Origin of the sequence: Burkholderia sp. AU30198, from assembly GCF_020419825.1 — a bacterium.
Taxonomy (GTDB): Bacteria; Pseudomonadota; Gammaproteobacteria; order Burkholderiales; family Burkholderiaceae; genus Burkholderia.
In genome coordinates this window covers 1-12,695 of the sequence record NZ_JAIZSA010000031.1, presented here as the reverse complement: position 1 = coordinate 12,695, position 12,695 = coordinate 1, and the positions used below count along the sequence as shown (strand labels likewise).

Below are 12,695 nucleotides of genomic sequence, written 5' to 3'. Positions count from 1 at the left end.
GTCAAGGGCTTTTTTTGAGGGCGCGATCCGCGAACTGCCCGGCGCCCTGCCCGTGCTCGCCAGCCAATGGCCGCGCAACGCGCGCGCCGGGCTCGGATCGCGCCCGAACCCGGTGTGCGTCATACCCGCACGACCATGCCTACTGTGGCTTCAACATCCGCTGAATGATCGTCCGCAGCATCGCCCGGTGCGCGCGCGGCTTGAACCCCGGCTCGAACACAACGCGCCCGACCGCGCCTTCGGCGAGCGCGAGCAGCCAGGTCGCGACGAGATCGGGCTTCAGGCTGCCGTCGATCTTCCCTTGCGCGACACCGCGCTTGATCAGCGCGATCATCCGCCCTTTCACCTGCGCCTCGTTCGCCGCGAACAGCGCGGCGACATCCGGATTGCGCGTCGCCTCCGCCGCGGTCTCGACGCTGATGCGCGCATAGACGGGATCGCTCGACAATTCCATCAATGCCAGCGCGATCTCCTCGATCGCGGTCAGCGCATCGTCGGCGTTCGCATGCCGTGCGAACAGTTCGGCCATCTCGCGCTGGTCCTCCTGCGCGACCGCCTCGATGATCGCCGCCTTCGTCGGGAAATAGTGGAACAGGTTGCCGGGGCTCATGCCGGCCGCCTTGCAGATCGCGGCCGTGGACGTCGCATGGAAGCCGTCGCGCGCAAAACAGTCGATCGCGGCGTCCAGGATCTGGCGTCGCTTCGCTTCCACTCTTTCAGGGTCGATCTTTCTCAACAGGAACTCCGTGCTCGACGATCACTCAAATTTTTATTAGACTGACTAGTCGATCTATTATCGGGGCGATGTCCCGCAGGCGTCAAGGCACCGTGCCGCTGCACGTGCCGCCTGCGACGTCCGCCCACACCACCGCACCGAGGGCCTCTTGAAACGAATCGTCATTGCCGGCATCGCGCTCGTCCTGCTCCTGCTGGCCGCGGTGGGTGCAGTCGTGTTGCGCGGCCTGTCCGATTTCGAGCTGAAGGGCGCGGATGTAGCGACGCTCGCATTCCGCGCCGGCGACGCCGACCTCGTCGGCACGCTCGCATTGCCGGCGCACGCGCCCGATGCGCCGATCGTGCTGCTCGTCCACGGCGACGGGCCGCGCACGCGCTTCTCGGACGACGCGATGCTGCCGCTCGTCAACAGCCTGCTCGACGCCGGCATCGGCGTGTTCGCGTGGGACAAGCAAGGCACCGGCCGCAGCAGCGGCGACTGGCTCACGCAATCGATGCAGGATCGCGCGAACGAAACGATCGCCGCGATGGCGCGCGTGCGCGCCACCGTCGGTCCCGCGCACAAGATCGGCCTGCTCGGCTTCTCGCAAGGCGGCTGGGTCATTCCGCGCGTCGCGAATGCGGTGCGGCCCGCATTCTCGGTCATCATCGGCGGCGCCGTCAGCTGGCGCCGGCAAGGCACTTACCTCACGCGACAGCAGCTCGAGGCAACCGGCCTGCAGCCGGATCGAATCGATGCGACACTGGCCGCCGAGCGACGCGACAACGACGCGATCTTCGGCCAGGCGGACGTGCCGGCCGATCCGCGCCGCCGTCCCGACATCGAGCCGCGCCGCTTCGGCTTCATCGCGCGCAACTACCTGGAAGACGCGTCACAGGCACTCGCGACGATGCAGGGGCCCGTGCTGGCCGTGTGGGGCGCGCAGGACCGCAATGTCGATCCGCTCGATGAGGCGAATGCTTACACGCATGCGTTCGCGAACCAGCCCGATCGGCGCGTGGCGGTCGTGCCCGATGCGACGCATGCGCTGCTGCGCAGCAGTTGGTTCGACTACCAGCTCGAGTCCGACTGGCCGACGTGGAAGCAGTGGCTGTACACGGCGCTCGGGCGCGATGCGTATGCACCGGACACGCTCGGCCCGATCGAGGCATGGATCCGGGCGCAGTGAACACGCGTGCAACACGGCGGCGCCGCTAAGGGCGTCGCGCATGAAACGGGCAATACGGGCCGCGCCGGTCGGCGTGGCCGCATCAAGGAGAGGTTTCAATGTTTTCGTGGTTTGAACGGCGCCTGCCGACTTTCCCGCTCGAAGATCCCGCCACGCCGCCGCGGGGATTCTTCTCGTTCGTCTGGGCGTGCACGAAAGGCGCGCGCAGCTGGGTCCTGCTGGTCGCGCTGACGTCGGCCGCGCTGGCCGCCTACGAAGCCGCGCTGTTCGCGATGATGGGCCGCGTGGTCGACTGGCTCGCGTCCGCGACGCCGGCCGAATTCGGCGGCAGGCACTTCGGCACGCTCGCCGGCTTCGCGGCGATTCTCGCCGGCAGTACGCTGCTGATCGCGCTGCATACGATGGTCAAGCACCAGGTGCTTGCGATCAACTTCCCGATGCGGCTGCGCTGGCTGTTTCACCGGCTGATGCTCGACCAGAGCCTGTCGTTCTACGCGAACGAATTTGCGGGCCGCGTGACGACCAAGATCATGCAGACCGCACTCGCGGTGCGCGATGCGCTGTTCATGTCGGTCGACGTCGTGATCGGCGTCGCCGCGTACCTGATCGGCATCCTCGCGCTCGCGGCCAGCTTCGACTGGCGGCTGATGATCCCGCTTGTGCTGTGGGCGTTGGGCTACGGCGCGGCGTGCGCGTTTTTCGTGCCGCGCCTCGGAGACGTCGGCAGCCGCCAGGCCGATGCGCGCGCGCTGATGACGGGCCGCATCACCGACGCGTATTCGAACATCACGACCGTGAAACTGTTCTCGCACACGCGGCGGGAAGCCGACCACGCGCGCCGCGCGATGGAAGCGTTCAAGGCGACCGGCGACGCGCAGATGCGGCTCGTCAGCGCGTTCGAGGTCGTCAACCACCTGCTGTCGACGCTGCTGCTGGTCGGCTCGACCGGCCTCGCGCTGGTTCTGTGGATGCACGGCGAGGTGAGCGCGGGTGTCGTCGCGGCGGTGATCGCGATGGCGCTGCGCCTGTCGAGCTATTCGCACTGGATCATGTGGGAGATGACCGAGCTGTTCGAGAACGTCGGCACGATCCAGGATGGCATCAATACGCTGACGAAGGTGCGCAGCGTGGTCGACGCGCCCGATGCGAAGCCGCTCGCGGTGCAGCGCGGCGGGATCGTGTTCGACAACGTGCAGTTCGCGCACGAGGACAACGACCGCGCGGTGTTCGACGGGCTGAACCTGACGATCCGGCCCGGCGAGCGGATCGGTCTGATCGGCCGCTCGGGTGCCGGCAAGTCGACGCTCGTGAACCTGCTGCTGCGCTTCTACGACGTGGGCGGCGGCACGATCCGGATCGACGGGCAGGACATCGCGCACGTGACGCAGGACAGCCTGCGCAGCGCGATCGGGATGGTCACGCAGGATACGTCGCTGCTGCACCGGACGATGCGCGAGAACCTGCTGTACGGGCGCCCCGACGCGACCGAGCGCGAGATGCACGACGCGGCCGTGCGCGCGGAAGCGTCCGAGTTCATCGACCGGCTGCGCGACCGCCACGGCCGCAGCGGCTACGACGTCGAGGTCGGCGAGCGCGGCGTGAAGCTGTCGGGTGGCCAGCGGCAGCGCGTCGCGATCGCGCGCGTGATGCTCAAGGACGCGCCGATTCTCGTGCTCGACGAGGCAACCAGTGCGCTCGATTCGGAAGTCGAAGTCGCGATCCAGCGCAGCCTCGACGGCCTGATGCACGGCAAGACGGTGATCGCGATCGCGCACCGGCTGTCGACCATCGCGGCGATGGACCGGCTGATCGTGCTCGACGAAGGGCGCATCGTCGAGGAAGGTACGCATCAGCAACTGCTGCAGGCCGGCGGCATCTATGCCGGACTGTGGGCGCATCAGAGCGGCGGCTTCCTCGGTGAAACGGCGGATGTGGAGAAGGCGGAGCAGTAAGCCGCTCATCCGGATGCGTGAGACGCGCGGCCTCGTCGTTCAGGCCGCGCGTTGCCTCCGACGTTACAACCGCACGACCGTCGATTTCAGCTCGGTGTACTTGTCGAGCGCATGCAGCGACTTGTCGCGGCCGTTGCCCGACAGCTTGTAGCCGCCGAACGGGAAGTTCATGTCGTCGCTGCCGTCGCCATAGCAGTTGACCCACACGGTGCCCGCGCGCAGCCGCCTCGCCACGGCATGCGCGGTCGAGAGATCGGCCGACCAGACGGCCGCGGCCAGTCCATACTCGGTGTCGTTGGCGATCCGCACGGCCTCGTCCACATCGTCGAACACGATCACCGACAGCACCGGCCCGAAAATCTCCTCGCGCGCGATCTTCGCATCCGGCCTCACCTCGAACACCGTCGGTTCGACATAGAACCCGCCCGTTTCCTCCTTCACGCGCGCGCCGCCCGTCACAAGCTTGCCTTCGTCGCGCCCGGCGCCGATATACCCCATCACCCGGTCGAGCTGCGTGCGATCGACGATCGCCCCCATCGTCACCGACGGATCGAGCGGATGCCCGGGCGTGTAGCGCCGCGACGCGTCGACCAGCTTCGCGACGAATGCGTCCTTGATGTCGCGATGCACGAGCAGGCGCGAGCCGGCCGTGCACACTTCGCCCATGTTGAAGAAGATCGCGTCGGCGGCCGCCTGCGCGGCGCGGTCGAGATCGGAGCAATCGCGCAGCACGATGTTCGGCGACTTGCCGCCGAGCTCGAGCCATACGCGTTTCAGGTTCGACTGCGCGGCGCACGCCATGATCTGCTGCCCCGTGCGCGTCGACCCCGTAAACGCGATGCAGTCCACGTCGCGATGCAGCGCGAGCGCCCTGCCCGGCTCCGCGCCGCCCGGCACGACGCTGAACACGCCGGGCGGCACGCCCGCGTCGCACGCGAGCTGCGCGACACGGATCGCGGTGAGCGGCGATTTCTCGGATGGCTTGAGCACGACGCTGTTGCCGGCCGCGAGCGCCGGCGCGAATTTCCACGCGGCCATCAGCAGCGGGAAATTCCACGGGACGACGGCCGCGACGACGCCGATCGGCTCGCGCGTGACGAGCCCGACCAGATGATGGTCGACCGGCGCGACTTCGCCGCCGACCTTGTCGATCGCCTCCGCATACCAGTCGACGCAATGCGCGGCCGCCGGCACGTCGATCGCCGTGGTATCGGCGATCGGCTTGCCGGTGTCGAGCGTCTCGAGCAGCGCGAGCTCGTCGAGGTGCTCGCGCATCAGCGCGGCCCAGCGCTGCAGCACCGCCTTGCGGGCGCGCGGATTCATGCCGGCCCAGCTCCTCGCGTCGAACGCGCGGCGCGCGGCCGCCACCGCGAGGTCGACGTCGTCGGCGCCGCAATCGGCCACGTGCGCGAGCACGGAACCGTCGATCGGGCTCACGCAAGCGAAGGTCGCGCCGGTTTGCGCGTGGCGCGCCGCACCGTCGATGAATGCGCGCCCTTCGACCCGCACGACGGCCGCGCGGGCCTGCCAGTCTTCGAATGTCGGTTGATTCATGCGTTTCCTCGTGAAAAGTCGCGCATCACGACCCGGTGACCGGATCGATCGGCGTGAAGATGCCCGCGCGCGCCTCGATCGCTTCACCCGCGGCGAGACACAGCGCTTCCTGGAAGCGGCCGGCGACGAGCTGCACGCCGGTCGGCACGCCAGCGCGGATGCCGGTCGGCACCGACAGCCCCGGCAGCCCGAGCAGCGCGGTCGCGAGCAACGGCCCCTGCCGCTCGACGATCGCGCGCATCGCGTCGTCGCCGTGCTGATCGGCGTCGATCGCGAACGGCTGCGCGCACGACACCGGCATCAGCAGCAGCGGATAGCGCGCGAAGAACTGCTGCCAGTCGCGCAGCAGCGCAGTGCGCCGCGCGAGGCCGTTCATGTAGCCCTCGAGGTCCAGCGGCTTCGCGAGACGGCGCTGGCTCGCGAACGCGGTACGGATCGCCGCGTCGCCGTGCTGCATGATCACGTCGCCGAGGCCGCTGCGCGCTTCGTTGGTCACCAGGTCCAGCCACAGTTCGCACGCTTCGGCGATTCGCGGCGGCACCACTTCCTCGACGATGCAGCCGGCTTCTTCAAGCCAGCGTGCGGCCTGCCGGATCGCATCGACCACGACCGGATCGGACGGCACACCCGGCAGCGCCGGGCACACGGCCACGCGCGCGGGGAACCCGGCTTCGTGCGCATTCGGCGCGACCGGCATCCACCATGCGTCGCGCGCGTCACCCGCCGCCATCGCGTCGAGCGCGAGCCGCAGATCGCCGACCGTGCGCGCGAGCGGGCCCTGGACGGAGGCGAGCTGCACCGCGAGCGTGCGATCCTTCGACTGCGTCGGGTTGTACGCCGGTACGCGCCCGGTGCTGGGCCGCAGCCCGGCGACGCCGCATGCGTAGGCCGGGTAGCGGATCGAGCCGCCCAGGTCGTTGCCGTGCGCGATCGCGCCAATGCCGGCGGCCACGGCCGCGGCGGCACCGCCGCTGGAACCGCCCGGCGTCAGCGACGCATCCCACGGGTTCGACGTGCGGCCGTGCAGGTCGTTGTCGGTGAACCAGCGATACGAAAACGCCGGCGCATTGCTGCGCCCGATCACGATCGCGCCGGCCTTGCGCAGGTTCGCGGTCACCGGGCTGTCCTCGTGCGCGATCAGGTCCGAAAACGCGCGCACGCCGTTGGTCGTCGCGCATCCGGCAGTGTCGACGTTGATCTTCACGGTCACCGGCACGCCGTGCAGCGGGCCGACCGGCGCGCCGCGCGCGATCGCGGCGTCGGCATCGGACGCGGCCTGCAACGCGCTGTCGGCCATCACGTCGACGACCGCGTTGATGACGGGGTTCACCGCCTCGAGCCGCTGCAGGCAGCTGCGCGTGAGTTCGGTGGCAGACACGTCGCGACGCGCGACGCGCTCGGCCATCTCGGCCGCACTGAGACGCCACAATTCCTGGGTCATGGGTTGCTCCTCGTTGATCTCGATGGTTGTCCTGAACCGGCCGCGCGTTACACGCTCGGCTGTCCGGCCTGCGGTGCGTGCGACGCATAGATCTTGCGGCACGTTTCGACGACTTCCCACGTGCCGCGAAAACCCGGCGGGATCACGAAGCGGTCGCCCGCGCGCAGCACGCGTTCGCGGCCGTCCGCGTCGCGCACGATCACGACGCCGCTCAGCATCTCGCAATACTCCGACTCGTCGTACTTGATCGTCCAGCGGCCTGGCGTGCATTCCCAGATCCCGCAGCTGAATTCCCCGCACGGGCTGAGGTAGTGATGCGACAGCGTCTGCAGCGGATTGCCGTCGAGCAGCAGCCCGCTCGGCACGCGGCTTTGCGTGAGCTTCGCCGGTGCCCGCATCAGGTCGACGAGATTCGTGATGTTGGTCATGAGTGCCTCCAGGGCATGAGTGATTCGAAACGTTTCAATGTCGCGCGGACGGACGAGCCGCCCCCGCGCGGGTCAGAGCAGGTCCATCATCCGGTGCCAGGTCATGGCAAGCGCCAGCATCGGCGTGCGCAGCGCCCGCCCGCCGGGAAAGTCGCGATGGCGGATCCGGCCGAACAGGTCGAAGCGCGTGGCCTGCGCGTCGATCGCTTCCGCGATCAGCCGCCCCGCGAGGCCCGTCACGTTGACGCCGTGCCCGGAAAAGCCCTGCGCGAAATACACGGTCGGCTCGAGCCGGCCGAAATGCGGCGCGCGATTCATCGTCGCGTCGATCAGGCCGCCCCACGCGTAGTCGATCCGCACATCGGCCAGCTGCGGGAACGTCTTCAGCATGTCGCGCCGCATCGCGGCCGCGAGATCGCGCGGCGTGTTCGTCGAGCTGCTGGCCTTGCCGCCCCACAGCAGCCGGCGGTCGCGCGTCAGCCGGAAATAGTCGAGCGCCGAATTCGTGTCGCAGATCGCCGCATCGGCCGGCATCGTCTCGGCCGCGCGCGCGTCGCCGAGCGGCTCCGTCGCGATCAGGTACGTCGCGACCGGAATGATCTTGCGTGCGAGCGCCGGCGCCAGCCGCCCCAGGTACGCGTTGCAGGCCAGCACGACATGACGGGCATCCACGTGCCCGCGCGCACACGTGACGCGGTGATACGGCGCGGCACGATCGAGCGCGAGCGCGGGCGTGTTCTCATGGATCGTCACACCGGCTTCGTGCGCCGCCCGCGCGAGGCCGAGCGTGTAGTTCAGCGGATGCAGATGGCCGCTGCCTTCGTAACGGAGGCCGCCGACGTAACGGTCCGACGCGACGAAGCGATGCATGTCGGCACGCTCGACGACCTCGTAGCCGCGATAGCCGAAGCGTCTCGCCGCGGTATCGCGCCACGCGCGCAGCGCATCGAGATGGCGCGGCTTGTTCGCGGCAGTCAGGAAGCCCGAGGTCAGGTCGCAATCGATGCCGTACCGCTCGACCCGCTGCCGGACGATCTCGACCGACTCCAGCCCCATCGCCCAGACGCGCCGCACGTCGTCTTCCGGCAGGTAGGCCGAAAACGTATCGATATCGCACGCGTAACCGGCGATCAGCTGGCCGCCGTTGCGCCCGCTCGCGCCCCAGCCGATCTTCGACGCCTCGACGAGCGCGACCGAATGGCCGCGCTCGGCCAGATCGAGTGCCGCGGACAGGCCCGTGAGCCCGCCGCCGATCACGCAGACGTCGGCCGTCACGGCCCCATCGAGCGACGGATACCGCGCACGGTTGTTGGCCGTCACTGCGTAGTAGGACTGAACATGTTGCTGGTTTTCGAACTTGAGCATGTGCAAGACTCGCGAACGGCGTCGCGTCAGAACGCGTAGATGAGTTGGGTGGCGAGCAGGTCGTTCGACTTCTCGTACGACCCGTCGTGACGCAGGAACACCTTGTTGCTCGCCCAGTCGTGCCGGTATTCGACCTTCACCGTCACTTGCTGGGTCGGGTAGAACAGCAGGTCGAACGCGGCGGCCTGCCGCGTCGCGCCCTTGCATTCGAAGCCGACACCGCCATTCGCCTTCGACATCGCGAGGCAGTCCGCATCGATGCCGAAGCCGTTGTACGGATCCATCCCGTTACCGTTCAAACCGATCGACGAACCGCCGCCGCCGTTCTTCCGGTTCACGAGCAGGTCGTAGCGCAGCGTCGCGCCCATGCGGCCGACCACCGGCGCGTTGAACTTGCGGTGCGCGAGCAGCGACAGCCCGAACCACTGCGCGAGCCCGCCGTTGAACGCGCCGTGCTGCTGCTGGCCATAGTCGAATTCGGCGTTGTACTGCGCATCGGCGAGCGTGTAGGTCGCATCGGCTTCGCCGAAGAAGAATGCGCCGTACGCGCTCGGGGCGTTGCCGCCCACGCCATAGCGCACGTTGCCGGTCGCCGGATCGACCGCGCTCGGCAGCGTCTGGCGGCCGATGCTGATCGAGCCGCCGACGTCGAGCGCGCTGCCGTGCAGGTAATCGACGCGCGCGGTGAAGGTCGGCACCTTGTTGCTGGTCGTGATCGGGTCGCCGAGCGCGTTGACGCCGGTCTGCGTGACCGCGCCCGCGCTGCGGAACTGCTCGTTGCCGACGAAGAACTTCCACGCCCAGTGGCCGTCCGCGCTCTGGTAGTTGAGGCCCGCGCCGATCGACGAGCCCGGATCGGAGAAGTCGTACAGCAGGTTGTGCGTGAGCGTCAGCATCATGTTCGACTGCTGGTACTCGTAGCCGCCGAAGCCCGTCACGAGACCACCGGTGAGCGCCGTCGTGCCCGACAGCGGCACGGTCAGGACCGCCGTGTTGATGATGTTCAGGCCGCTCGAGCCGCTGCCCGTCATCATCGACAGGCCCGCGCCGCGGTTCGGCATCAGCGTGATTTCCGCGGACGGCGCGGTCGGGCCGACACCGAAGGTCTTCTTGATGTCGAGGAATACGTCGCCGAACGTGCTGTTGTAGTAGGTGTACGCGTTCTCATGATTCGCGAACTGGAACGACGACGTGCCGCCGCCCCGGTTGTACAGGTAGGTCGGATCAAGGTAGCCAGTCACCGACAGCCCCGCGATCGGGCCCGTACGTGCGGCATCGGTCAGCGAATCGACCTTCAGTTGCTGGTTCGCGACCTGCTGCCGGATCTCCGACACGTCGTCGTTGGTGAGCACAGCCGGTGCCTGCCCGTAGCCGGGTGCGGAGGGGTCAGCCGCCGCGCCGGTCGCCGCGTTCGACGCGTTCGCCGCGGCCGGTACGGCCGAAGGCTTCGCGCCAAGCTGCGATTGCAGCGCGCTCATCTGCCGTTGCAGCACCGCGATCTGCTGCTGCAGCGTCCGGATCTGGTCGGCGCTCGGGTTCGCCGCGGCCAGCCCCGGCAGCGCTCCGGCGATCAGCGCGCAGAGCATCTTCTTTTTCATGGAATGTCTCCTAGTCGTTCGTCTTTGTTCGTCACTTCGTGGGATGCGGGATACGGTCGTGCAGCGGCGCCGCAGCCGGCGCGCGCGCGGGCGGCATGGTGGACGGGGACGCGGGGGTGCCCGATATCTCGGGCGCGGATGCCGCGAGCCACGTACGCGTGTCGCGCGCCTGCCGCCGCTCGCGGGCCAGCATCGTGCGGTTCACGACGACGACACCGATCGTCACCACCGTGATGAACACCGTGGCGAGCGCATTCATCTCCGGATTCAGCCCCATCCGCACGCGCGAGAACACGACGAGCGGCAGCGTCGTCGAGCCAGGGCCCGACAGGAACGCGGACAGGATCACGTCGTCGATCGACACCGTGAACGCGAGCAGCCAGCCGGACACCAGCGCCTGCGCGATCAGCGGCAGCGTGATCACGAAGAACACCTTCCACGGCCGCGCGCCGAGATCGAGTGCGGCCTCCTCGATCGAACGGTCGAGCTCCTTCACGCGCGACTGCACGATCACCGCGACGAACGACAGGCACAGCATCACGTGGCCGATCCAGATCGTCAGCCAGCCGCGTCCGGCCGGCCAGCCGAAGGTCTGCTGCATCGCGACGAACAGCAGCAGCAGCGAGATGCCCTGGATCACTTCCGGAATCACCAGCGGTGCATTGATCATCGCGGCATACAGCGTGAAACCGCGAAAGCGCCCCATGCGGGCGAGCACGAAGCCGGCCCAGGTGCCGATCGCGACCGACGCGGTCGCCGTCAGCAGCGCGATCTTCAGCGACAGCCATGCGGCCGTGAGCAGTTCGTCATCGTGCAGCAGCGCGCCGTACCACTTCAGCGAGAAGCCCGACCACACCGTCACCAGCTTCGATGCGTTGAACGAGTACACGACCAGGCTGATGATCGGGATGTACAGGAACAGAAAGCCCGCGCCCAGCACGCACGCGGACAGGATGCGATTCGCGCGGGTCATGGCCGGGCCTCCGCTTCGGTCTGGCTGTAATGGAGCAGCGCCATCGGCACGAGCAGCAGCAGCACCATCGTCACCGTCACCGCGGACGCCATCGGCCAGTCCATGTTGTTGAAGAACTCGTCCCACATCACGCGGCCGAGCATCAGCGTGTTCGCGCCGCCGAGCAGCTCGGGGATCACGTATTCGCCGACCGCCGGAATGAACACCAGCAGGCTGCCCGCGACGATGCCGTTGCGCGACAACGGCAGCGTGATGCGCCAGAACGCGGACCACGGCGTCGCGCCGAGATCGTTCGCGGCCTCGAGCAGCGTGAGATCCATCTTTACGAGGTGCGCATACAGCGGCATCACCATGAACGGCAGGTACGAATAGACCATCCCGATGTAGACGCCCGCGTCGGTGTGATACAGGCGCAGCGGCGTCGCGATCACGCCGAGCGCCGCGAGCACGTGGTTCAGCAGCCCGTCGTCCTTCATGATCCCGACCCACGCATAGACGCGGATCAGGAACGACGTCCAGAACGGCAGCATCACGGCCATCATCAGCAGGTTGCGGCGGGCCGGCGCCGAGCGCGCGATGCAGTACGCGATCGGATAGCCGGCCAGCAGGCACATCAGCGTCGACGCCGCGGCCATCTTCAGCGAGCTGACGTAGGTGTTCAGGTACAGGTCGTCCTGCAGCAGCAGCGCGTAATGCTTCAGCGACAGCGCGACCTGCACGGTGCCGGCCTCCAGCCGCGCGAGTGCGGTGTACGGCGGGATGCCGAGCATCTGGTCGGCGAAGCTGATCTTCAGCACCAGCACGAACGGCAGCGCGAAGAAAACCGCGAGCCATACGAACGGCACGCCGATCGCGACGCTGCGGCCCGACGGCAGGAAGCGCGACAGCATGGAGAAACGGCCCGGGCGCGTGTGGCCGGCGCCGGTCGACACCGGCGCGGATGGAGTGGAAGCAGAGGTTCTCATCGTGGCGTCCTCATTGCGTCAGCACGACACCGCTGGCCGGCGACCACGACACGAACACGTCGTCGTTCCACGCCGGTGCGTTGTCGTTCATCAGGTGCGAGCTCGACAGGTTCGACACGACCGTCTTGCCGCTCGGCAGGCGCACGTGGTACAGCGAGTAGCTGCCCATGTACGCGATGTCGGTCACGACGCCGCGCGCCCAGTTGTGCTTCGAACCCGGCTTCTCGCGCGACACGTGCACGCGTTCCGGGCGCACCGAGATGCCGACCGGCATCCCGAGCGGGCCCGTCACGCCATGGTTCACATGCATGCGTGCTTCGAGATCGTCGCTTTCGACGAAGATGTGATCGGGTTCGTCCTCGACCACACGCCCTTCGAACAGGTTGGTCGAGCCGATGAATTCGGCGGAGAAGCGGCTGTTCGGGAATTCGTAGACTTCGCCCGGCGCGCCTATCTGCACGATCTTGCCTTCGCTCATCACCGCGAGGCGGCTCGCCATCGTCATCGCCTCTTCC

General features: G+C 68.0%; 11 protein-coding genes. 2 read left to right on the top strand and 9 right to left on the bottom strand.

What is annotated here, in order from left to right:
• Positions 1-139: 139 nt before the first annotated feature.
• Complete coding sequence (locus LGN19_RS37770) at positions 140-736, bottom strand: TetR/AcrR family transcriptional regulator (RefSeq protein ID WP_175223324.1); 597 nt, start codon at positions 734-736, stop codon at positions 140-142.
• A gap of 148 nt (positions 737-884) precedes the next feature.
• Between LGN19_RS37770 and LGN19_RS37765 the strand changes: the two genes are divergently transcribed.
• The gene (locus LGN19_RS37765; protein ID WP_226220051.1) at positions 885-1,904 is read left to right on the top strand and encodes an alpha/beta hydrolase family protein; all 1,020 of its coding nucleotides are present in this window, start codon (positions 885-887) and stop codon (positions 1,902-1,904) included.
• Between the two features lie 98 nt (positions 1,905-2,002).
• A complete protein-coding gene (locus LGN19_RS37760; RefSeq protein ID WP_226220050.1) occupies positions 2,003-3,856 on the top strand; it encodes an ABC transporter ATP-binding protein in 1,854 nt (617 codons plus the stop codon).
• 63 nt (positions 3,857-3,919) lie between these two features.
• Here the strand turns inward: LGN19_RS37760 and LGN19_RS37755 are convergent, their stop codons facing one another.
• The 8 genes from LGN19_RS37755 to LGN19_RS37720 all read right to left on the bottom strand — a co-directional run.
• Positions 3,920-5,410: an aldehyde dehydrogenase gene (locus LGN19_RS37755; RefSeq protein WP_226220049.1), complete on the bottom strand. Its 1,491-nt coding sequence runs from the start codon at positions 5,408-5,410 to the stop codon at positions 3,920-3,922.
• 25 nt (positions 5,411-5,435) lie between these two features.
• Positions 5,436-6,851 carry an amidase family protein gene (locus LGN19_RS37750; RefSeq protein ID WP_226220048.1) on the bottom strand — a complete coding sequence of 472 codons (1,416 nt, stop codon included), beginning with the start codon at positions 6,849-6,851 and terminating at the stop codon, positions 5,436-5,438.
• Between the two features lie 47 nt (positions 6,852-6,898).
• Positions 6,899-7,279, bottom strand: coding sequence for a cupin domain-containing protein (locus LGN19_RS37745; protein WP_226220047.1), 381 nt, complete (start codon positions 7,277-7,279; stop codon positions 6,899-6,901).
• Positions 7,280-7,351: 72 nt separating this feature from the next.
• On the bottom strand, positions 7,352-8,644 hold the full coding sequence (locus LGN19_RS37740; RefSeq protein ID WP_226220046.1) for an NAD(P)/FAD-dependent oxidoreductase: 1,293 nt from the start codon (positions 8,642-8,644) through the stop codon (positions 7,352-7,354).
• Positions 8,645-8,670: 26 nt separating this feature from the next.
• Positions 8,671-10,242, bottom strand: a complete 1,572-nt coding sequence (locus LGN19_RS37735; RefSeq protein ID WP_226220045.1) for a DUF3138 family protein — start codon at positions 10,240-10,242, stop codon at positions 8,671-8,673.
• 31 nt (positions 10,243-10,273) lie between these two features.
• The gene (locus LGN19_RS37730; RefSeq protein ID WP_226220044.1) at positions 10,274-11,215 is read right to left on the bottom strand and encodes an ABC transporter permease subunit; all 942 of its coding nucleotides are present in this window, start codon (positions 11,213-11,215) and stop codon (positions 10,274-10,276) included.
• Positions 11,212-12,180 (bottom strand): ABC transporter permease subunit, encoded by a 969-nt coding sequence (locus tag LGN19_RS37725; RefSeq protein WP_226220043.1) that lies wholly within the window; start codon positions 12,178-12,180, stop codon positions 11,212-11,214. The genes LGN19_RS37730 and LGN19_RS37725 overlap by 4 nt, the downstream gene beginning before the upstream one ends.
• Positions 12,181-12,190: 10 nt before the next feature.
• The coding region (locus LGN19_RS37720; RefSeq protein WP_226220042.1) for a TOBE domain-containing protein at positions 12,191-12,695 on the bottom strand (505 nt) is incomplete at its 5' end.